This is a genomic window from Rheinheimera sp. NSM, from assembly GCF_052380015.1.
Taxonomy (GTDB): domain Bacteria; phylum Pseudomonadota; class Gammaproteobacteria; order Enterobacterales; family Alteromonadaceae; genus Alishewanella.
Genome location: NZ_JBQTCI010000003.1, coordinates 209,337 through 229,794 on the forward strand (window position 1 = coordinate 209,337; position 20,458 = coordinate 229,794).

Sequence of the window (20,458 nt, forward strand, 5' to 3'; positions counted from 1 at the left end):
TTTAATCTATTAAGAGCGCTATGATCGCACGATCTTAGCGCTCTTTTTTTGACCAAAAAAAATCACATGATATACTCGTAAAATATCAAATGAGGCAGGACATATCATGACAGCATTAGTCCGTGAGTTTACCCCTACACTCTATTCCGCACCAAACCTGTGGCAACAGCTGGGTATTGCTGAACGTGGGCCTAAATTGTATCAGGCATTACATGAAGGGTTTAGTTACAGCGTATTTGATAAGCTTTCCCTGGTATCCATGTTAGATAAAAAGCAGTTGGCACAGGTATGTCAGTTAGCACCGGCTACATTGGCCCGGCGGGCAAAGCTGGGTAAATTTACGCAGGAAGAAAGTGACCGGCTGCATCGTTTTGCTACCGTGCTGGTAGCTGCGAATACCCTGTTCGATAAAGATATGGTAGCAACCAAACGTTGGCTTACTGAACCGGTATATGGTCTTGGAGATAAAGCCCCATTAAATATGTTGGCAACCTCTGCTGAAACCCAAGCCATACTGGATTTAATTGGCCGCTTAGAACATGGTGTGTTTGCCTGATGCAGTTGTATCGCTTAGTGCATCATAAATGGGCTGCACAAGCATTTGACGGCGAAGGAGCAAAAATTTATGGCGGACGCTGGAACAGCAAAGGTCAATTGTGTATTTATACCGCCGGCTCTGAAGCCCTGGCCATACTGGAGGTACTGGTACATTTAAATAACCGTACAGCACTTAAACAATACAGGCTATTTCAATTAACTATTGCCGCCGAAGAAGTATTATCGCTCAGTCAGATCAATCTGCCATCTAACTGGCAACAACAACCCGCCAGCATTGACACCGCACGTATTGGCGATAACTGGCTGGAACAGCAAGCCAGCCTCGCGTTATCGGTACCCAGTGTTATTGCACCACGCGAGAGCAATATATTGCTTAATCCACAGCATTCGCAGTTTAACGAGTGTCTGGCAACAATTACCGAACTGGATTTTATGCCAGACCCACGCTTAACGCTTTAACCGCGCCATCAGGCTGGAGGTATCCCAGCGGCTGCCGCCCATTTGTTGTACTTCGCTGTAGAATTGATCCACCAGGGCCGTCAGCGGCAAGTGACTGCCGTTCTCACGTGCTTCGGTTAAGGCTATGCCTAAGTCTTTGCGCATCCAATCCACCGCAAAGCCAAAATCATATTTACCATCGAGCATAGTCAGCGAGCGGTTTTGCATCTGCCAGGATGAAGCTGCACCTTGTGATATTACCTCTACCACCGCTGCGGCGTCTAAGCCGGCATTTTGGGCAAAATTCAGCGCTTCGGCCAGGCCCTGTACTACGCCGGCGATACAAATCTGGTTTACCATTTTTGCCAGTTGGCCAGAACCTGCCGGACCTAACAGTTTGGCACAGCGCGAATAACTCATAATGGCAGTTTCGGCTTTGGTAAAGTCAGCCGCTTCACCACCGGTCATTACCGTTAACACGCCGTTTTCGGCGCCGGCCTGGCCACCGGATACCGGTGCATCTAAAAAGCCAATACCCTGCTGCTTGGTTGCTTGCGCCAGCTCGCGGGCCAAATTGGCCGATGCGGTTGTGTGATCAACCAATACTGTGCCTGCTGCCATACCGGCTAATACGCCCTGCTCGCCATACACTACTGAGCGCACATCGTTATCATTGCCTACGCAGATAAACACCAGCGCTGCGCCCTGTGCGGCTTTAGCCGGGGTTTCGGCATAAACACCACCATGCTGCTCTGCCCACTTTTCTGCTTTAGCCGCTGTGCGGTTATACACTGTTACCTGATAACCTTTTTGTTGCAGGTAGCCCGCCATCGGGTAACCCATTACACCCAGGCCGATAAAAGCCACTTTGTTCTCACTATTATTTGACATATTACTGACTTAAAACTGTGACATACTGTGGCGCTGAGCTTACAAAGATATTGCTCTGATTGAAAGCACTTAAAGAAGGAAAGGTTATGCCAAATGTTCATCAGCACAAGGTAAAAGACGCACAGGGCAATGAGGTAGATTTAAGCCAATACCGGGGCAAAGTGCTGCTGATAGTAAATACCGCCAGCCAGTGCGGCTTTACACCACAATATAAAGAGCTGGAACAGTTGTACCAAAAGTACCATGACAAAGGTTTAGTGATCCTGGCCTTTCCCTGCAATCAGTTTGGTGGCCAGGAGCCGGGCTCTGATACTGAAATCCAGCAATTTTGCCAAATTAACTACGGCCTGAGCTTTCCCGTTATGTCCAAGCTGATGGTAAACGGGCCGGAAGCGTCACCGTTGTTTGAACACTTAAAAGACAGCGCCCGCGGCCTGATGAAAACCCGTGCTATTAAGTGGAATTTTACTAAGTTTTTAGTCAACAAAGACGGCGATGTGGTCAAACGTTACGCGCCGCGCACCAAGCCCGCCAGCATTGCCCAATCAATAGAAGAATTGCTGTAACTTTGATCCAGCGCTAAATACTTTAGCGCTGATTAAGCTAAGCTGTACGGCAAGGAATGGGAGAGATACCATGAAAGTTGCCGTATTCAGTGCGAAAAAGTATGACCGCGATGGTTTTAGCCAATGGGCTGATACCAGCCTGCAGTTTAGCTACCATGAAACCAGATTAAATAAAGACACCGCCAGGCTTGCCGTTGGTTGCCACGCCGTGTGCGTATTTGTTAACGACGAGCTCAACGCAGAGGTATTGCAACAGCTGTCAGAGCTGGGCATCGAAATGGTGGCGCTGCGCTGCGCCGGTTTTAATAATGTCGATTTAGCTGCAGCCAAAACGCTGGGGATCCGCATTGCACGGGTACCGGCTTATTCACCCGAGGCAGTGGCAGAGCACACCATAGGTATGATGCTGTGCCTTAACCGCAAACTACACAAAGCTTACAACCGTGTGCGCGATGATAACTTTGCGTTGGACGGTCTGCTGGGCTTTAACCTGTTTGGCAAAACCGTTGGCTTAATCGGCACCGGCCGTATTGGCCAGGCTACCGCCAGAATATTGCGTGGCTTTGGTTGCCAGCTGTTGTGTCATGATATCGCCCCCAGCGACGTGCTTACCGGGCTGGGCGCGCGCTACGTACCACTGGCAGAGCTGTACGCACAAAGCGACATTATCAGCCTGCATTGCCCGCTAACACCCGACACTAAGCACCTGATCAATCACTACAGCATTGGCAGCATGAAAGATGGCGTAATGCTGATCAACACCAGCCGCGGCGCGTTAATCGACAGTAAAGCGGTTATCGACGGCCTGAAGAACCGTAAAATAGGCTATTTGGGGCTGGATGTGTATGAACAGGAAGCGGATTTGTTCTTTGAAAACTTATCCGAACAAATGATCGATGATGAGGTATTTAAACGCCTGCTTACCTTCCCCAACGTATTGATCACCGGCCATCAGGCATTTTTTACCCGGGAAGCGCTGCAGGAAATTTGCCAGGTAACCAGCGATAACCTGCTGGCTTTTGCCAGCAATACCACCAGCGGCAATGAATTAGTTAGTTAAAAAAAGCAGCCATCAGGCTGCTTTTTCAGTGAAAGACCAGCCGCTTACTGCGTTAGTCTTCCTGCATTTCGTTAATCAGGGTTTCTGCCAACTCTTCCGGCATTACCACTACACCAGGGCCATCAGCATCCGGTAATACGGCTATGGCTAACTCGTCGCCGTTTAAACCCGAGGTCCACTTATCCAACCAGGTATCAACATCCACCGCCTGGGCGGTACAATGTTGCCATTCGCCTTCAATCCACTGCTCTGCCAGCTCGGCATGTGGCCATACCGGAATACAACGCTCATCTTCGGCGCTTACCAGTACAAAGCCTTCTTCGTCGGTTAAAATCCAGATTTTTTCCAGATCAGCCACTGCCTGAATAAAATAAGTGTAACGCTGCTCCGCATCTAAAGCGGTAATGCGTTTGATCTCGTCAGCGGTTAATTGGTATTCCATAAGATGTTCCTGTTAAGCGAATCAATAATACCGCTAATGATGACGGATCCGGCAGCCTTTTACCAATAATAATTACGCCAGCCAAGCATTACCAAGCCAAATCAGCAACGCATAACGGCCGGCTTTGCCAAGCGACACCAACAGCAAAAACAGGCTAAACCGCACCTTCAGCAAACCGGCTATCAAGGTTAGTGGATCGCCCACCACAGGCAGCCAGGCAAATAGCAAACTCCAACTGCCGAAACGCTGAAATTGCCGCTGCGCCTTATCAAGCGCTGCCGCTGAACAAGGAAACCAGCGCTTATGTTGAAACTGCAGCAGTTTCAACCCCAAGTACCAGTTAACACAGGAGCCCAGCGTATTACCGGCAGTAGCCGCAATAAACAACCACAGCGGGTTATAGCCTTGCTGCAACAGAGCCAGCAATAATACTTCACTGGACGCCGGAAACAACGTAGCGGCCAACAGGCCGCTACAAAACAGAGAGAAATAAGCTAACATTTATCAGCCGGCCAACACCTGCCAGGCCAAGCGCAGCCAAATAGCCCACAACACCACACAGCTGAGTAAAAACACATTAAAACGCAAACGTACTGCATTGCTGCCAATATGTACCGCAGTATGCAATATCCGCAGTAGTACATAGGCTGCGCCTAACACCACATAAGCCAGATCTGCCAACCCCAATTGCAAGGTAAACAGCACGCTGAATAAATACAGCATCGGCATCTGGAACTGGTTATCAAAGTTACGGCTGGTGGCAATAACCTGCTCGTTAGCGCCGGTCAGGTTCATGGTTTTAAATGCTGCTACGCTTATCTCTTTGTTTTTGGCCGCGCGAATACGCCGGCGGCCCATCAGCACCATTACCACGCTGGTGAGCAATATCTGCACAAATACCGGCAGCAAGATCATTTTTTCCATTTTATTCTCCTGATTTAATCCGCTCAGAGCTTAATGCAGCGCGGCCAAAGATGCCAGCGTCTTAATTTTGTCATGTTCAGCCTTTATATTTCAGCCAATGATGTTGTTATACTGCGTCGTGTTTTTTTGCAGAGCGATACTATGGCGCAATTATATTTTTACTACTCGGCAATGAACGCCGGTAAATCAACCTCTTTACTGCAAAGTGCGTATAACTACCAGGAAAGAGGCATGACAGTGGCTATTTACACGGCTGCACTGGATAACCGCTTTGGCCTGGGCAAGGTAAGCTCGCGCATTGGCCTGGCGATGGACGCGCATATTTTTGACAGCAGCTTTAACTTTGTTGCCCATGTGCAGCAGCTAAAAGCGCAGGGCCGGTTGGATTGTGTACTGATAGACGAAGCACAGTTTTTATCCAAAGCCCAGGTCAGGCAGCTAACCGATGTGGTAGATGAGATAGATATACCGGTGCTGGCATTTGGTCTGCGTACCGATTTTTCCGGCGAGACTTTTGCCGGCAGTGCTGCATTGCTGGCCTGGGCCGACAAATTAGTCGAGCTGAAAACAATCTGCCACTGCGGCCGCAAAGCTAACTTTGTCGTGCGGCTGGATGAAAATGGCAACGCCGCGACTACCGGCTCACAAGTACAAATTGGCGGCAATGAAAGTTATGTCTCCATGTGTCGCGCGCACTTTAAAGCGCTGGTTTGGCAGGATAAATCAACTCAGGGCAATACCAGCCAGGAGCAAGCAACGGAGTAACAGATGAAAATTCTCTATGGTGTGCAGGCAACAGGAAATGGACATATCAGCCGGGCCCGCGCCATGGGGAAGTATCTGGCGAAAGCCGGCGTACAGGTAGATTATCTGTTCTCCGGCCGCCCCGCCGACCAATTGTTTGATATGCAACAGTTTGGTGATTACCAGCTAAAACGCGGCTTAACTTTTGTCACGCAAAACGGCAAGGTTAACTACTGGCAAAGCTTTTGGCAGGCGCAAATACGTACCCTGCAACAGGATATCAAGGCGCTGGACTTAACCGGCTACGACCTGGTACTTACCGATTTTGAACCGGTAACCGCTCAGGCAGCCAAACAGCAAAATAAGCACAGCATTGCCCTTGGCCATCAGTACGCCTTTTTACACGATATCCCGATGGAACACGCCAACCTGATGAGCAAACTGGTGTTTAAGCATTTTGCTCCGGCGCAATATCAGCTGGGGTTGCATTGGCACCATTTTAACCAACCGATCCTGCCGCCTATTATCGACGAAGCTGAGCACAATGCGGAAGTTGAAGCCAATAAAGTACTGGTGTACTTACCCTTTGAAGATCAGCAACAGGTTATCGCTATGCTCACTCCGCTTAGTGAGTACCGTTTTCATTTGTATGGTCCGGGTTTAAGCAAAGCTGAGCTTGGCCATATCTACACTCACCCACCGGCACTGGCACCGTTTAAAGCCGATTTAGCCAGGTGCAGCCATGTGCTCAGCAACGCCGGGTTCGAGCTGATAAGCGAAGCCCTGCAATTACAAAAGCAAATCATGGTAAAGCCACTGCATGGCCAGATGGAGCAAGAGTCCAACGCCCTTGCACTGCAGCAACTGCAACTGGCCAGCCGCAGTAATCAGCTCAACAGCAATATTATTGCTAATTGGCTCAGTGCACCGGCCAACAGCCATAAAGTGCAATACCCTAATGTTGCCAGCGCCATTTGTGATTGGTTACTGCAAGACACACCGGACAACATAGCCGCGCTGAGTAAATTACTCTGGCGCTGAGCTGCTTTTTGCCAATACGGCCAAATCCGTTATAGTAAAAGCTCAGCACTAACCTGAGAGCGCTATGTCTGATAACGCTGTTGCTTTGCCACATTTTTGGGCTATTATCGACGCCCTGCCCATAGCGGTATTGTATAAAGAACACGCCAGAAGCCGTATTTTGGCGAATCAGGCCGCATTGCAGTTGTTTAAGCCGGCGCTGACGACCCCCTTGTTAACCTTAGCCGACATACAGCAACTGCAACTGCTTAGCCGCGATACGCAAACCCCTTACGATTTACTGCATAATCCTTTACTACTGGCACTAAGCGGTACTGAACTTACCCAGCCTTTGCTGCTGGCCGGCAAGCCCGGACAAAATATGCTGCTGCGCAGCAGGTCAATCTCGTTATCCTTTACCCTGCACACCAGTGTGCTTATTACCCTGGAAACCGACAACAGCAACGGCGCCGTCGTGGTAGCAGACAATAGCCCAGCGCCGCCGGATATTACCGAGTTGGAAGAAGCGCTGGCATTCGACAAACTTATTTCACTGATCTCAACTGAATTAATCAATGTGCAGGATGACGAGCTCGATCAGCATATTGAAGACGCTCTGGCGGCTGTCGGCGAATTTTGCCACGCCGACCGCAGCTATGTATTCCAGTTTAACGCTAAGATCACCGAGATGAGTAATACACATGAATGGGTACGGCCGGGTATCAGTGCGCATAAAGAGCACCTGCAGCAGATCCCCCGACCGGCCATGCCTTACTTTTATCGCGAGATACAACAAAATCTGATTTTCGCCGTGAATAACGTTGCCGAACTGCCGGCAGAAGCCGGTGCCGAAAAACGCGAATTCATCGCTGAAGATATTCAGTCTGTACTTTGCTGTGCCATGCTGGCCGGCGATGCACTTATCGGCTTTGTCGGTTGTGACATGGTATCGCGCCAGCGCAACTGGACCAGTAACGACCTGCGCCGGTTAAAACTGGTCGGCGAAATGCTGGCCAATACCCTGCAAAATGTCAGCTACCGCCGCTCGCTGCAGCAAATTCAATTACAGTTGCAACAGGCTAATGCAGAATTGCAGCAGCAAGCGTTACAGGATGGGTTAACCGGCATTGCTAACCGGCGGAGTTTTGATAGCAAACTGCAACAAGAGCTGCAGCGCTGCGCACGGCATCAAATGCCACTGGGCTTATTACTACTGGATATTGATCACTTTAAGGCCTACAACGACCATTACGGCCACCAGGCCGGCGATCAGGCATTGCAGCAAGTTGCACAGCTGGTGGCCGGGTTGTTAAAGCGTCAGGGCGAACTCGCTGCCCGTTACGGTGGTGAAGAGTTTGCCGTTATCTTGCCGGGCAGTGACAGCACAGCTTGTCGCCAGATGGCAGAAAAAATCCAACAGCAACTGAGCACCCTGGCTATCCGTCATCAGCAGTCTGCTGTCAGTAAGCTATTAACGCTTAGTATTGGTTATTGCAGTTTGATTCCGGATAAAAACAGCAGTGCAGAGCAGCTAATCCAGGCCGCCGATACTGCGCTGTATCAAGCCAAAGACGCCGGTAGAAATCAGGTTATGCCATGCAGCAATAAAAAAAAGGGCAGCTAACAAGCTACCCTTCTTACCACTGCATATCGCTGTTAATCGTAGAACGGCGAGCGTTGCTCGGTAGAATCAATTAACCGAATCGGTCTGTTCAGCGATTGCCCGCCATCGCGCGCAATAGGTACCCAAGGCAGAGTACCGCGGCCCGTTGACGGACGCAGCGAGAATAAATCAAACGGGATCGATAAATAGAAACCTTTAGTAAAACTGCCTTCACCGTAGTCAGCAGAAGAAACATTGGTAATAGCTGCATAGGCGCCAACAATAATGCCGCTGTCAAACCGCTTGGCAAAGTCGATATTTACACCTTTATCTTTGGCAAGAAACCGGCCGATATTAAAAGTTAACCGTGTATCCGGCAGGAACTCAGGTTGCCAATACACATTGAGATGTCCGGTAAGGGTTTTGTAATCAAAAAAATCAACATCATTCTCAAATGAGCGCTGTTGCACATAATTGACATCTAAACCTACTGCAAAATTGGAATCGACCGGCCGGTAAAGCACTTCACCACCAACGCCGCCGTACATCGTCTCCAGATAACCGCCATAAGCCTGGGCATACCAATCAGATACCAGCTCATCTTGCCAACTGATAAACAAGTTCTCCATGCTCACAGTTCGACCGGTAACATACTCCCGAATGTAAGAACGCACCCTTGGCAGTGGCGTGTTTTGATTGTCCACTTTAAAGTTAAATTTATCGAAATTTTCCAATAAGGTAACTTTTGCCGTCGCATTTATACTGACGTTACGTGCTAATTGATACCCACCAGACAAAAATACACCGCCCTGGTACATATAAAATGCTTCCGGGCTACCGAAACTCTGGATCCAGAACGTTTCTAAACCGGTATAAAAGCCGCTATAACCAGGTATCTTAGCCTGCGCCATTGTTGCCGCTTCTGGTTGCTGGCGCACATAGGTAGATTTAATGTCAGTGTTTAAACTGTCATAACGTGCGGCACGGATAAACTTATCAGCGTCAACTACGGTTTCTACCATAGGTAAATGACCACTGTAATTCACGATACGATAACGCTCAACAGTATCAGGAAGTTCTGTTGCCAATATCCTGCCAATGCGCTCAACCGCTTCATCAAAATCGCGATAGCCAACCTGGGAGCCATAAATAGTAAATTCATTATCACTATAATGCCGCCCCCGCAGCACAAAGCCGGCTTCCGAATATAACGCTTCAGCTAAACCATCGGGCTGATACTGTTGAGCTGAAATATCGTCCGGAATAATACGTGGCGCCGGTTTTACCTTAATTTGGCTGGCAGTATGCAAATTCATGTTGTAATGCACACCAAAACCTAAGGTATTACCGCGCTGATAATTTAAATCAAAGTTAAAATTACCCCAACGGTATACAGCACCAATATTCCATGCGCTGTCTTGCACCAAATCACCGGCTCTATCGTTCTTATAGTCATTGCCTTCATACTCCAGCTTTAACCGCAAAGGCTGCCAGGGAGTTTGATACTCAATACCGGCAAATAGTGACGCAGGGCCCTTAAAAAACTGATCGTAATCAATTTTGCCACCCTGGCCACCAAAACCACCTGGCCGGCTACAAAAGCTGTCTTTAATTTCGCAAAACGGGTTACTGGTATTGGCAGCATTACCTAAATAGCCCCAGCCCATACCGAGGTGAAAGTCTACATTGCCCCAGCGCTTGCTGAGCGTAATAAACTCGCTTTCAAAAAAACCGGTACCACCAAAGTCTCTGAAACCAACCGACACTTGCGGTAAATAGGTGCTCTCTTGCAGTAAACGGAATTTGACGTCGATACCTTTATCTTTCAGCGTTTGGTCACCGCTAAAATTCGGGTCATCACTATACAACCTGGTGCGCACATCGGTATAACGCACAGTTGATTCCATCCAGTCAAATAACTGAATACTCACCGACCACAAGCGGTATTCTTCGTTGTCGGTATAATTAATCGATAAATCGCCGGCCGGCGCCATACGCGCAGTAGGTGTTTGTATTAAACCAACGCCACCATGCGCCATTTGTGACACACCTGAGCCAGGAAGCTGCCAGCTATGTTCTGCCTCAACAGAAGCAGCAAAAACAGCAGCCCCCGGTAACAAAGCGCCAGCAGCAACCAAACAACAAAAAACGGCATTACGGCTAAAACTCATGGCAAAATCCTGTGCATTGCAAGCTGCTCTAATTGCTCATTTAACCGCGCAAACTCGCGGCTAAACAGCTGTGCTTTAAATGGAATAAACAGCTGTGCTCCGGGCATTACTTCAACATGTTGTTGGTTCCAGTACGCCACCCCCACTGCCAACTGGCTGCCGTCCGGCTGTAATATTATTACTTCATGGTCTGCAGCCAAGTTGCTGCGTTCAATATCAGGTAAATAGTGTGATACCGCTGCGCTGCTTTGATGTGTTACTGCTACTGCACGTTGCACAGCACCAAACACATGCACAACTTGCGGCCTAAGCTGCAACTTCAGCAGATAGTTACCGTTGTCAAAGCGGGGATTCAAACCCGGCCGTAACCGGGCAAAATCATAGTCCATTGGAATAGCAACCCGCTCGGCCAGCTGCCAGGCTTCAACTTGCCGCTCGACTGATACCAAGGCAGTGAAAACTTCAGAATCAGCTGCATACTGTTGTCTTAATTCAATAATATTTTTTAGCAGTTGCTGTTGCAGCATAACAGGCTGGTTGCTGTTCAGCTTATATAATGCCGAGGCCGGCCAATACCATTTAGCCTGCAACGCAGCAGGCGCTAATACGTCGCTTAAGCGCGGATTGCCGGCAAATTGAAAGTCTGCACCGTTAATCTGTACGGTGACCTGCGCCTGGCTCACGCATGACAGCAGCGCGGCACCACAAAACAGAGCTTTGTCCATTAACTTAATCATTATTAGTTACCCCGGAAGATCCATCACGCACTAACCTGGCAATACGGCTAATGTAAGTCATGCTAACCGGTTCACGAAAAGGTGCCAAAGTTTGTTCGCTCTTTAACAAAGCACCGCTGGCAGTGTCAAACCAAAAGTAATTTTTCCACTGCCCATCAAAGCGTACATAGTTCGGTTCAGCCTGATACGTTACATATTCAACTACCAAGGTAGTATTCAGCATGCTGTTAAAAAAACTAAGTTGCTGCCCTGGCATCAGTTCAAACCGGGACTTCAGCGGATAACCATATTCACCGTGCTGCCAGTCGGCCAACCTGAGCCAACTGCTTTGTGCGTTAATAGTGTTATATCGCGCAACGGGATCTGCTGCCGTGTTAGTAAGGTAAAGCAAGTCACGGCCAAAACCCAAAGTACGCACTATACGGCCCTGCTCCATCACTAACAAAGCATCATCTGCCGACACCCATTTGTGTTGGCCTGCTTCAATAAACATTAGCGCCATCGCCGCTTGAGAGCGCTCACCATGGGTAACATAAAGTAAATCTGATTTAGAACTCAGCACTTCATCTATCGACAATTCAGCGTCCGGAGTATCGGCCAAAGCAAGCTTAATAGTATCAATATAGGAATGGTAAGTGCCGGCACAGGAAGATAAAAAAAGACAAGCCGCAACAATGGCAAAGGGTTTTAACATAGATTTTTCCAAACAGGATTTTCCAACACAATGGTTATCCCCGGCAATAAAAAAGCCGCCTTAAGGCGGCCTTTTAACGGAAAACCAAAATTACTGAGCAGCGTATGCCTGAGTAGTAGTGAAAGTGTTAGTACCGGTACCGGTTACGATAACACGAACACATTGGCCGTTACCTAAATCTTCATCACCAGCTTCGCAAGAAGCACCAGGGCCTGGGCCTACTGAAGAGCCACGGTTGTTAGAAATAACAGCCGCTGCTACAGCAACACCAACAACACCGGCAGCTACAGTAGTAGTAGCAACACCACCGATAGTACCTTCTTTAGCATCAGCGCCACCAGCTACATCTTGTGCATTTACGCCGGTAGCGAAAGCTAAAACCGCTGCAGCCATAATTAATTTTTTCATACTATTTCCCTCATTAAGAAACTTTAAGTCAAACTTGTACGCAGCATAAACTAAAAAAAAGCCTAGCTCAACCTCAAAAGCGACAAAAAGCTGACTTTTTTACAATTAATAATAAATAAAATATCAGCCACGCCACAACTCACTCTAACTGTTTGTCAGGCAATATATTTTTTAGCCGCCCCAGGGTCTGAATGCACAACCAACAGTGGTTTGTCTATATCACTGTCGCAACCGGCTTTAACCACCAGGTCGCTGCTGGCACAGCTGTAATTAAAACCGGTTGGCGCCGCTCGCATTAACTCAATAATCTGCTCAACCGCGAAGCTGTCACACAATGCATCCAAGCGTAACAACAGGCTTTCCATCTGGCTCCAGCTTAAGCATATTTCATCCGCCGCCATAATGCGCGGGTGAGCTGTCTCACGTACATTCTCACCAATCAGCAATTCTTCATACAGCTTCTCGCCTGGTCTTAAACCTGAGTAATGCACTTCAATATCACCATTTGGGTGTATATCGTCTTTTACTTCCAGCCCCATCAGGTGGATCATCCGTTTGGCCAAATCCGCAATTTTAACCGGCTCGCCCATATCCAGCACAAATACATCACCGCCCTGGCCCATAGCACCGGCCTGAATCACCAATTGTGCGGCCTCGGGTATAGTCATAAAGTAGCGGATAATATCTTTATGCGTTACCGTAACCGGGCCACCGCGGCGAATTTGTTCGCGAAATAACGGTACTACAGAGCCGCTGGAGCCCAACACATTGCCAAAACGCACCATGCAAAACCGGGTTTGGCTTTGGTTTTGTGCTAACGCCTGCAGCACCAGCTCGGCCAAGCGCTTAGATGCGCCCATTACGTTGGTTGGCCTTACGGCTTTATCGGTAGAAATTAATACAAAGGTTTCAACACCGGTTTTAATTGCCGCCTCTGCCGCATACCAGGTGCCAAACACATTGTTACGTACGCCTTCTACCACATTGTATTCCACTAAAGGCACATGCTTATAAGCCGCAGCGTGATAAACCGTTTGCACTTTAAAAGCCTGCATTACGGTTTCCAGCCGGTTTTTACGCTGTACAGTGCCCATTACCGGAATCAACTTTATATCCAGCTCACGCTGGCTAATGGTATTGGCTAACTCTTGCTCAATGCTATACAAACCAAATTCGGATAACTCGAATAACACCAGCACGCTTGGCTCATAATTAATAATTTGCCGGCATAATTCCGAGCCGATAGAGCCACCTGCGCCGGTTACCATTACCACCTTATGTTGGATATTCGCCTGCATCAGCTTTACTTTCGGCGCTACCGGGTCACGCCCCAACAGGTCTTCAATTTTCACATCTTGCAACTCGTCAATCCGCATAGAGCCATCGACCAGGTCACTCATCCCCGGAATCGACTGCACCGGAATAGGCAGCTCCTCCAGTGCATCTAATACTTCACGCCGTCTGGCACGGCTGGCTGAAGGTAACGCCAGCAAAATGCGGCTGATATTGTAGTTTTTCAGTAAAGCTGTAATTTGCGCCGGCGCCCCCACCGGAATACCCAAAATGGTTGAGCGCTGTAAGGTGGTATCATCGTCGACAAAAATCACCGGATGATATTGCTCACCATTCATCAGCGCATGCGCCAACTGGCGACCGGACGAGCCGGCACCGTAAATTAATACCCGTTCTTTATGGCCGTTATTACGCTGCACCAAAAACATCCGCGCCAACAACCGCACACCGCCGGAGGTAATTAACGCCAAAATGGCATAAACAAAAATCAGATTGCCTTTGTCATGCACATTAAACACACCAAACAGCAATGCCAACACAAAGGCGCTACTGACTATACCGGCCAACACCGCACCCAACGCATGCTGGCCTATATAACGAATTACCGCCCGATATAAACCCAGCTTGGTAAAGATAAATAAGGTAACCGGCAGGGTAATAGAAAATGCTAACGCTATTTGCGGCACATTAGTATGTGCTTCATGCTGCGTTAAAAAATAAGCGGCAAACAACGACATAATCAAAAAAAACATATCTGCACATACAGAGACGAGTCGTTTTACCGAACGCGGTAAGCCCAATAACCAAGCCAGCATCTAATACCTCATAACACTTGTTTGCTAATTAACACAGTGCTGATATTTAAAATTTGATAAGTATAGCATTTATTATTATCCAACACGCAGTGCTACTGCTGCGTCAACAGCTGCTGCAACCAGGTAGTAAACTGCGGGCCTAACTGCTTATCGCGCAGTCCATGTTCGACAAAGGCCTGCATATAGCCCAGTTTATTACCACAATCATGGCTGCGCCCGACAATATGATAAGCATTAACGGCTTCTTGCTGCATTAGCATAGCAATAGCATCGGTTAACTGTATTTCATCACCGGCGCCCACTGGAGTGCGCTTTAGCCACTGCCAAATATGGCTGCTAAACACATAGCGGCCCACTACAGCTAAATCAGAGGGTGCATCATCTATTGCCGGCTTCTCCACGATGGCTGTCATTTTTGCTGACTCCCCGGCCACCAGTTGGTGACCACTTACATCGGCAACACCGTAGCTGCTAACTAACTGATGCGGCACAGGCTCAACCATCACCTGGCTAACACCGCTTTGTTCAAACAGCCGCACCATTTTTGCCAGGTTGTCACGGCGCAAATCACTGTCGTAACTATCTACCAACACATCCGGCAATACCACGGCAAAAGGAGCTTCGCCTACCAGTGGCAAAGCACACAATACTGCGTGCCCCAAACCTTTTGCCTCGCCCTGGCGTACATGCATAATGGTAACGTCTTTAGGGCATATTGCCTGTACTTCATCCAACAACTGCCGCTTAACGCGCGTTTCCAGCATCGACTCCAGCTCAAAGCTTTTGTCAAAGTGATTTTCTATGCTGTTCTTTGATGAGTGCGTTACCAGCACAATCTGCTTAATACCGGCAGCAATACATTCATTTACCACGTACTGAATAAGCGGCTTATCCACTATCGGCAGCATTTCTTTCGGAATAGCCTTGGTTGCCGGCAGCATTCGCGTGCCCAGCCCCGCCACCGGGATAACCGCTTTTAGTACTTTCATTTAAACTCCAATAAAAGAAAAGTGACGAGTTGCCAAAGGCAACAGTAACAAGTGACCGCCAGCATAGCTGGCTGGTTACCGCTTGCAAAGCAAGCTAGTCACCATAATAACCTTTGTACCAATCCACAAAGCGCTGCACGCCCACTTCAATCGGCGTGGCCGGTTTAAACCCTACAGCTGCCTGCAAGTCGTCTATATCGGCAAAGGTTGCCGGCACATCACCATCCTGCATCGGCAAGTACTGTTTTACTGCCTCTTTGCCGAGGGCTTTTTCAATCGCCTCAATAAAGGTCATCAGTTTTACCGGCTGGTTATTGCCGATATTAAATATCTTATAAGGCGCCGTGCTTTCTGATGCATCAATGCCATTCCAATCTTTATTCGCTACCGGCGGCTTATCCTGAATACGGATAATACCTTCAACAATATCGTCAATATAGGTAAAATCGCGCTGCATCTGGCCATGGTTAAACACTTTAATCGGCTTGCCTTCTGCTATGGCTTTGGTAAACAAAAACATCGCCATATCCGGCCGGCCCATAGGGCCGTAAACGGTAAAAAAGCGCAGCCCGGTAGTAGGAATACCATATAAGTGGCTGTAAGTATGCGCCATCAGCTCATTGGCTTTTTTCGTTGCCGCATACAAAGACACCGGATGATCTACCCTGTCTGAAGTAGCAAACGGCATTTTCGCATTCATACCATATACAGAGCTGGATGATGCATACACCAGGTGCTCTATATTATGCCGGCGGCAGCCTTCAAGAATGGTAAGAGTGCCAATCAGGTTGCTGTCGGCATAAGCCATCGGGTTTTCCAGCGAGTAACGCACCCCGGCCTGAGCCCCCAGGTGAATAACACGCTGAAATTGCCCGGCAGCAAACAACGCCGCCATAGCTTCACGGTCAGCCAAATCCAGCTTAACAAAAGTAAAACCGGCACTGGCCTGCAACGGCGCCAAACGGTCCAGCTTTAACTGCACATCGTAATAATCGTTCAGATTATCAATACCGGTAACGCTGTATCCTAAAGCCAACAAACGCTGACACACATAAGAGCCGATAAAACCGGCAGCGCCGGTTACTAAAAAACGCATGTAAACTCCAAGTTTTTTAAAGCAGTGACGAGTGACCCGCGACTACGTCGCTGGTGACAAGTTGCCAAAAGCAACAGTGACAAGTGACCGCCAGCATAGCTGGCTGGTGACTGCTTGCAAAGCAAGCTCGTTACCCGTCACCGTTGCCACAGGCAACTCGTCACTGCAGTTCCACTAATCGCTACCAAACAAATCACGGGTATACACTTTGTCTTCTACATCGGCCAAAGCGTCACTGCGGCGGTTTGCTACTATTACATCAGATATGCGTTTAAATTCCGCTAAATCTTTAATTACCCGCGAGCGGAAAAACTCATCTTGCTGCAACTCCGGCTCATACACCACCACTTCGATACCTTTGGCTTTAATCCGCTTCATAATGCCCTGAATGGCCGAAGCGCGGAAATTATCCGAGCCGGACTTCATTACCAGGCGGTACACGCCAACAATTTGCGGGTTGCGCTTCACAATAGAGTCAGCAATATAATCTTTGCGGGTGCGGTTAGCATCTACAATGGCCTGAATCATGTTATTTGGCACTTCACTGTAATTCGCCAGTAGCTGTTTGGTATCTTTGGGCAGGCAGTAGCCGCCGTAGCCAAAGCTGGGGTTGTTATAGTGATTGCCAATGCGCGGGTCCAGCCCTACACCTTCAATAATTTGCCGTGCATTTAAGCCATGGCTTTCGGCATAGCTGTCCAGCTCGTTAAAATATGCCACCCGCATGGCCAGGTAAGTATTAGAAAACAGCTTAATGGCTTCGGCTTCGGTGCTGTCGGTAAACAATAACGACACATCCTGCTTTATTGCGCCCTGTTGTAACAAAGCCGCAAAACGCGCTGCACGCTCACTTTGTTCACCAACAATAATGCGCGACGGATACAGGTTATCGTACAAAGCACGGCCTTCACGCAAAAACTCCGGTGAAAAGATCAGGTTATCAGTAGCAAATTTCTGCCGCGCCGCAACAGTAAAGCCCACCGGCACCGTAGATTTAATTACCATTACCGCCTTGGGGTTAACCGCTAATACATCGCGGATCACCGCTTCTACACTGTTGGTATTAAAATAGTTGGTTTGCGGGTCATAATCGGTGGGTGTAGCAATAATAACAAAGTCGGCATTGGCAAACGCCTGTTGCTTATCCAGCGTAGCGGTAAAATTCAGCGTCTTATTGGCCAGAAAATCGGAGATTTCTTTGTCTTCTATCGGTGATTTTTTCTCATTCAGCAGTGCCACTTTTTCCGGCACTATATCCAGCGCTACCACTTCATTGTGTTGCGCCAGCAACATAGCATTGGACAGCCCGACATAACCGGTACCGGCAATGGCAATTTTTAAAGCAGACATAAAAATCCTTCTCGCTATTATTTACAGAATACTATTTAAAAAATTTTGTCGTGATAAAACAGTGTTACCGCTCACACTTCAGGTTAGCTGGCAATAATAGCACTGATCCCTAAGCTGGAAAAAGCCTGTTGTAGTGCTGTTTTGGCGCTATTGTCACCATGTACTATGCGCACCTGCTGTGGCTTATGCCGCATCCGGCCGACAAAATTCACTAAACCGGTTTTATCAGCATGGGCTGAATAGCCACTTAACGTGATAATTTCAGCGCCGATAACAATGCGCTCACCATCAATTTCAACATAGCCCCCTTGCGGGCCAAAACGTTGTATTGCTGCACCCAGGGTACCGCGCGCCTGATAACCAACAAACACCACCTGATGTGCCGCATCCGGCAATAACGCCTTTAAATAATTAACCACCCGGCCACCTTCGCACATGCCGCTGGCAGCGATTACAATAGCCGGCTGTTTGCTGCGGGCTAAAAACTGCACCAGTTCCAAATGCTGTGTATGGCTGTCTATGGTATGTAATTGTGCAAAGCTCAGCGGATGCCGGCCTTGTTTCAGCCGTTGTTTGGCTTCACTGTCCCAACAATGCTTCAGCTGCGCATAAGCCCGGGTAAATTTTGCCGCCAGCGGCGAATCAACAACAATTTGCAGCTCATCCCAGCACAGCTGGCGGTGAATTTTTTGCCCGCGCAAACGGTGAATAATGGCCTCCAGTTCATACAACAGCTCTTGGGTACGGCCAATGCTAAAAGCCGGAAACAATACAGTGCCGTTATCTTTAAGCGAATGCAGCAACACCTGCTCTAAGCGCTTGATTCTTGCACGGCGATTATCGTGTTCACGATCACCATAGGTACTTTCTATTACCACCACATCTGCCGCATAAGGTGGTTTAGGTGCAGGTAGCAAGGGTGCATAGGGCGCGCCCAAATCGCCGGAGAATACCGTTTTATAGCCTTTTTTTGTTGCCGTATTATGCCGCAGCTCAACATAGGCCGAGCCCAAAATATGCCCGGCGCTCTGAAAGCGCAATTTGGGCTCAGCGCCCGCTAAAGCGGGCAAAACAACCCAGTGTTTAAACTCACAGGCCACTAACTGGCGGCGTACTCTGGCTAAAAACGCCTTAATTAACGCTTCATCGCGGGTAACACCGACCTTTAATGCATCTTCCAGCACCAACGGTAATAAGGTGGCAGAAGCTGCAGTGCAATATATCGGCCCGTTAAAGCCGGCAGCCAGCAAATACGGAATACGCCCAACATGGTCAATATGCACATGGGTTACGATAAGGGCGCGGATATGCTCAAGCGGAAAGTTAATCTGTGGTGTAGCGGCAGAACCAGAGCCTGATACTTCATCGCCCTGAAACAAACCGCAGTCGATTAGCACGCCGTAGTCATCAGCCAAACGATATTCATGGCAAGAGCCGGTAACACCATCTACCGCGCCATGGTGGATAAATTGGGGGGTGTTGTACAAAGTCGACATCCTGTCTCCTTGTTAGGGGTGAGTTTTGAGTGTTTAGTTTTGAGTTAGTTTTTAGTGTTGCGTTGGGCGGTTTTTACTATGCTGGTTAGTATTTTAATTAGCTCTTCGCTTTGGTTAATTAAGCTGGCTACATGCGGTTGGGTATTATCGAGGTAGCCGGTTATACATAGCAGCTCCAGCCAATACTTTGCTTCTCTTGATTCCTTGCTGGCGATACTCATTTTAGCGATAAAATCAGCTTTAGATTGCCCCGCCTGCGCCTCGTTGATATTGGCACCGACAGAAGTACCACAGCGCACTAACTGCTTAGACAGCACAAATTCTTTATGCTCTTTTACCAAATACTGATAAAGCCTGACAACCCGAACCGCAAACTCAAAAGCCTTGGCCAATACATTATTCGACTCAGCAGGCATCCAAAGCCCCAACCAATCAAAATCCTATACTACCTATAGCCCAAACCATAAATTTTACAAATAATAAACACCAGCCATTCACAACTAAGCACTCAAAACTCAGCACTAACCACTCACCACTTAAAATTCATCACTCAAACCTACCTAACCCTATCCCCACTCCCCTTACCGGCCACAGTCATAAAAATATACTTAAAGTAGTCCGCTACCGTAAGCTGTGCCAGCATTTTTGCGTCTGTTTCAGCCAATAGCTCCGGGGTCGACATATCAATATCGTTAACCTGCGCCAGGCCGGTAATGCCGGGGCGGGCATTTAACACACCGCGTTGTTCGCGCTCACTAATTAATTCTTCCTGATTAAACAGGCAAGGCCGTGGGCCTACCAGGCTCATTTCGCCTTTTAATACATTCCACAGTTGCGGCAGTTCATCCAATTTGGTTTTACGCAAAAAGCCACCAAAGGGCGTTATCGAACTGGCGCTGGCTAAATGGCTGGCCACATGGGCGGTATCTGGTTTCATGGTACGAAACTTTACCAGCGTAAACGGCTTTTTATGCCGCCCCACCCTTACCTGACGAAAAATCGGCGAACCGGTATCAAATAAACCAATAAGGGTTAAAATAACCAGCACCGGAAAACCAAACACTAAGCCGAAAAAGGCAAAAATAATATCCAATAAGCGTATCAACATAATTCCTCTAAAATTTGCCAGCAACAACTAAAAACTCAGCACTCACAACTAAACA

General features: G+C 48.3%; 22 protein-coding genes. 7 read left to right on the plus strand and 15 right to left on the minus strand.

Annotated features, from left to right (window positions below; genetic code table 11):
- The first annotated feature begins 106 nt into the window (after window positions 1-106).
- Both parS and ACTZWV_RS10290 read left to right on the plus strand, forming a co-directional pair.
- Window positions 107-556, plus strand: a complete 450-nt coding sequence (gene parS / locus ACTZWV_RS10285; RefSeq protein ID WP_444786464.1) for a type II RES/Xre toxin-antitoxin system antitoxin — start codon at window positions 107-109, stop codon at window positions 554-556.
- On the plus strand, window positions 556-1,017 hold the full coding sequence (locus ACTZWV_RS10290) for an RES family NAD+ phosphorylase (protein ID WP_444786465.1): 462 nt from the start codon (window positions 556-558) through the stop codon (window positions 1,015-1,017). The genes parS and ACTZWV_RS10290 overlap by 1 nt, the downstream gene beginning before the upstream one ends.
- Here ACTZWV_RS10290 and ACTZWV_RS10295 read toward each other — a convergent pair.
- The gene (locus tag ACTZWV_RS10295; RefSeq protein ID WP_444786466.1) at window positions 1,006-1,887 is read right to left on the minus strand and encodes an NAD(P)-dependent oxidoreductase; all 882 of its coding nucleotides are present in this window, start codon (window positions 1,885-1,887) and stop codon (window positions 1,006-1,008) included. The two genes, ACTZWV_RS10290 and ACTZWV_RS10295, sit on opposite strands and share 12 nt — an antisense overlap.
- 86 nt (window positions 1,888-1,973) lie before the next feature.
- On the opposite strand from ACTZWV_RS10295, the gene ACTZWV_RS10300 reads away from it, so the two are divergent.
- The gene (locus tag ACTZWV_RS10300; protein ID WP_444786467.1) at window positions 1,974-2,453 is read left to right on the plus strand and encodes a glutathione peroxidase; all 480 of its coding nucleotides are present in this window, start codon (window positions 1,974-1,976) and stop codon (window positions 2,451-2,453) included.
- A 70-nt stretch (window positions 2,454-2,523) separates the two neighbouring features.
- A complete protein-coding gene (locus tag ACTZWV_RS10305) occupies window positions 2,524-3,513 on the plus strand; it encodes a 2-hydroxyacid dehydrogenase (protein ID WP_444786468.1) in 990 nt (329 codons plus the stop codon).
- Between the two features lie 52 nt (window positions 3,514-3,565).
- Here ACTZWV_RS10305 and ACTZWV_RS10310 read toward each other — a convergent pair whose 3' ends face one another.
- From ACTZWV_RS10310 to ACTZWV_RS10320, 3 genes are all read right to left on the minus strand, one after another.
- The gene (locus ACTZWV_RS10310; protein WP_305553729.1) at window positions 3,566-3,955 is read right to left on the minus strand and encodes a DUF2750 domain-containing protein; all 390 of its coding nucleotides are present in this window, start codon (window positions 3,953-3,955) and stop codon (window positions 3,566-3,568) included.
- A 72-nt stretch (window positions 3,956-4,027) separates the two neighbouring features.
- Window positions 4,028-4,456: a YqaA family protein gene (locus ACTZWV_RS10315; protein ID WP_444786469.1), complete on the minus strand. Its 429-nt coding sequence runs from the start codon at window positions 4,454-4,456 to the stop codon at window positions 4,028-4,030.
- A 3-nt stretch (window positions 4,457-4,459) separates the two neighbouring features.
- Complete coding sequence (locus tag ACTZWV_RS10320) at window positions 4,460-4,879, minus strand: MAPEG family protein (protein WP_444786470.1); 420 nt, start codon at window positions 4,877-4,879, stop codon at window positions 4,460-4,462.
- 141 nt (window positions 4,880-5,020) lie between these two features.
- Between ACTZWV_RS10320 and ACTZWV_RS10325 the strand changes: the two genes are divergently transcribed.
- From ACTZWV_RS10325 to ACTZWV_RS10335, 3 genes are all read left to right on the plus strand, one after another.
- Window positions 5,021-5,644, plus strand: a complete 624-nt coding sequence (locus ACTZWV_RS10325; RefSeq protein ID WP_444786471.1) for a thymidine kinase — start codon at window positions 5,021-5,023, stop codon at window positions 5,642-5,644.
- Window positions 5,645-5,647: 3 nt separating this feature from the next.
- Window positions 5,648-6,664, plus strand: a complete 1,017-nt coding sequence (locus tag ACTZWV_RS10330) for an MJ1255/VC2487 family glycosyltransferase (RefSeq protein ID WP_444786472.1) — start codon at window positions 5,648-5,650, stop codon at window positions 6,662-6,664.
- 64 nt (window positions 6,665-6,728) lie between these two features.
- Window positions 6,729-8,267, plus strand: coding sequence for a diguanylate cyclase domain-containing protein (locus ACTZWV_RS10335; protein ID WP_444786473.1), 1,539 nt, complete (start codon window positions 6,729-6,731; stop codon window positions 8,265-8,267).
- A gap of 32 nt (window positions 8,268-8,299) precedes the next feature.
- On the opposite strand, the gene ACTZWV_RS10340 is transcribed toward ACTZWV_RS10335, so the two are convergent.
- From ACTZWV_RS10340 to ACTZWV_RS10390, 11 genes are all read right to left on the minus strand, one after another.
- On the minus strand, window positions 8,300-10,417 hold the full coding sequence (locus ACTZWV_RS10340) for a YjbH domain-containing protein (RefSeq protein WP_444786474.1): 2,118 nt from the start codon (window positions 10,415-10,417) through the stop codon (window positions 8,300-8,302).
- Window positions 10,414-11,154 (minus strand): capsule biosynthesis GfcC family protein, encoded by a 741-nt coding sequence (locus ACTZWV_RS10345; protein WP_444786475.1) that lies wholly within the window; start codon window positions 11,152-11,154, stop codon window positions 10,414-10,416. The genes ACTZWV_RS10340 and ACTZWV_RS10345 overlap by 4 nt, the downstream gene beginning before the upstream one ends.
- Entirely contained in the window at window positions 11,147-11,848 is a 702-nt protein-coding gene (locus tag ACTZWV_RS10350; RefSeq protein ID WP_444786476.1) for a YjbF family lipoprotein, read from the minus strand. Before ACTZWV_RS10350 ends, ACTZWV_RS10345 begins: the two co-directional genes overlap by 8 nt.
- 90 nt (window positions 11,849-11,938) lie before the next feature.
- Window positions 11,939-12,256, minus strand: coding sequence for a hypothetical protein (locus tag ACTZWV_RS10355; RefSeq protein ID WP_444786477.1), 318 nt, complete (start codon window positions 12,254-12,256; stop codon window positions 11,939-11,941).
- A 155-nt stretch (window positions 12,257-12,411) separates the two neighbouring features.
- Window positions 12,412-14,364, minus strand: coding sequence for a polysaccharide biosynthesis protein (locus ACTZWV_RS10360; RefSeq protein WP_444786478.1), 1,953 nt, complete (start codon window positions 14,362-14,364; stop codon window positions 12,412-12,414).
- A 92-nt stretch (window positions 14,365-14,456) separates the two neighbouring features.
- Window positions 14,457-15,353, minus strand: a complete 897-nt coding sequence (galU, locus tag ACTZWV_RS10365; RefSeq protein ID WP_444786479.1) for a UTP--glucose-1-phosphate uridylyltransferase GalU — start codon at window positions 15,351-15,353, stop codon at window positions 14,457-14,459.
- Between the two features lie 94 nt (window positions 15,354-15,447).
- Window positions 15,448-16,449, minus strand: a complete 1,002-nt coding sequence (locus tag ACTZWV_RS10370; RefSeq protein WP_444786480.1) for an NAD-dependent epimerase — start codon at window positions 16,447-16,449, stop codon at window positions 15,448-15,450.
- Between the two features lie 174 nt (window positions 16,450-16,623).
- Entirely contained in the window at window positions 16,624-17,799 is a 1,176-nt protein-coding gene (locus tag ACTZWV_RS10375) for a nucleotide sugar dehydrogenase (RefSeq protein WP_444786481.1), read from the minus strand.
- An 83-nt stretch (window positions 17,800-17,882) separates the two neighbouring features.
- Complete coding sequence (locus ACTZWV_RS10380; protein WP_444786482.1) at window positions 17,883-19,295, minus strand: MBL fold metallo-hydrolase RNA specificity domain-containing protein; 1,413 nt, start codon at window positions 19,293-19,295, stop codon at window positions 17,883-17,885.
- 44 nt (window positions 19,296-19,339) lie between these two features.
- Window positions 19,340-19,711 (minus strand): four helix bundle protein, encoded by a 372-nt coding sequence (locus tag ACTZWV_RS10385; RefSeq protein WP_444786483.1) that lies wholly within the window; start codon window positions 19,709-19,711, stop codon window positions 19,340-19,342.
- A 140-nt stretch (window positions 19,712-19,851) separates the two neighbouring features.
- Window positions 19,852-20,403, minus strand: a complete 552-nt coding sequence (locus tag ACTZWV_RS10390) for a sugar transferase (RefSeq protein WP_444786484.1) — start codon at window positions 20,401-20,403, stop codon at window positions 19,852-19,854.
- Window positions 20,404-20,458: the final 55 nt, after the last annotated feature.

Bases quoted from the DNA above. Each gene is read 5' to 3' on its own strand.
- ACTZWV_RS10380 (WP_444786482.1), bottom strand. From the start codon at position 19,295: ATGTCGACTTTGTACAACACCCCCCAATTTATCCACCATGGCGCGGTA.
- ACTZWV_RS10375 (WP_444786481.1), bottom strand. From the start codon at position 17,799: ATGTCTGCTTTAAAAATTGCCATTGCCGGTACCGGTTATGTCGGGCTG.
- ACTZWV_RS10385 (WP_444786483.1), bottom strand. From the start codon at position 19,711: ATGCCTGCTGAGTCGAATAATGTATTGGCCAAGGCTTTTGAGTTTGCG.
- ACTZWV_RS10390 (WP_444786484.1), bottom strand. From the start codon at position 20,403: ATGTTGATACGCTTATTGGATATTATTTTTGCCTTTTTCGGCTTAGTG.
- ACTZWV_RS10295 (WP_444786466.1), bottom strand. From the start codon at position 1,887: ATGTCAAATAATAGTGAGAACAAAGTGGCTTTTATCGGCCTGGGTGTA.
- galU (WP_444786479.1), bottom strand. From the start codon at position 15,353: ATGAAAGTACTAAAAGCGGTTATCCCGGTGGCGGGGCTGGGCACGCGA.
- ACTZWV_RS10330 (WP_444786472.1), top strand. From the start codon at position 5,648: ATGAAAATTCTCTATGGTGTGCAGGCAACAGGAAATGGACATATCAGC.
- parS (WP_444786464.1), top strand. From the start codon at position 107: ATGACAGCATTAGTCCGTGAGTTTACCCCTACACTCTATTCCGCACCA.
- ACTZWV_RS10360 (WP_444786478.1), bottom strand. From the start codon at position 14,364: ATGCTGGCTTGGTTATTGGGCTTACCGCGTTCGGTAAAACGACTCGTC.
- ACTZWV_RS10325 (WP_444786471.1), top strand. From the start codon at position 5,021: ATGGCGCAATTATATTTTTACTACTCGGCAATGAACGCCGGTAAATCA.
- ACTZWV_RS10350 (WP_444786476.1), bottom strand. From the start codon at position 11,848: ATGTTAAAACCCTTTGCCATTGTTGCGGCTTGTCTTTTTTTATCTTCC.
- ACTZWV_RS10310 (WP_305553729.1), bottom strand. From the start codon at position 3,955: ATGGAATACCAATTAACCGCTGACGAGATCAAACGCATTACCGCTTTA.
- ACTZWV_RS10320 (WP_444786470.1), bottom strand. From the start codon at position 4,879: ATGGAAAAAATGATCTTGCTGCCGGTATTTGTGCAGATATTGCTCACC.
- ACTZWV_RS10345 (WP_444786475.1), bottom strand. From the start codon at position 11,154: ATGATTAAGTTAATGGACAAAGCTCTGTTTTGTGGTGCCGCGCTGCTG.
- ACTZWV_RS10370 (WP_444786480.1), bottom strand. From the start codon at position 16,449: ATGCGTTTTTTAGTAACCGGCGCTGCCGGTTTTATCGGCTCTTATGTG.
- ACTZWV_RS10340 (WP_444786474.1), bottom strand. From the start codon at position 10,417: ATGAGTTTTAGCCGTAATGCCGTTTTTTGTTGTTTGGTTGCTGCTGGC.
- ACTZWV_RS10305 (WP_444786468.1), top strand. From the start codon at position 2,524: ATGAAAGTTGCCGTATTCAGTGCGAAAAAGTATGACCGCGATGGTTTT.
- ACTZWV_RS10300 (WP_444786467.1), top strand. From the start codon at position 1,974: ATGCCAAATGTTCATCAGCACAAGGTAAAAGACGCACAGGGCAATGAG.
- ACTZWV_RS10290 (WP_444786465.1), top strand. From the start codon at position 556: ATGCAGTTGTATCGCTTAGTGCATCATAAATGGGCTGCACAAGCATTT.
- ACTZWV_RS10335 (WP_444786473.1), top strand. From the start codon at position 6,729: ATGTCTGATAACGCTGTTGCTTTGCCACATTTTTGGGCTATTATCGAC.
- ACTZWV_RS10315 (WP_444786469.1), bottom strand. From the start codon at position 4,456: ATGTTAGCTTATTTCTCTCTGTTTTGTAGCGGCCTGTTGGCCGCTACG.
- ACTZWV_RS10355 (WP_444786477.1), bottom strand. From the start codon at position 12,256: ATGAAAAAATTAATTATGGCTGCAGCGGTTTTAGCTTTCGCTACCGGC.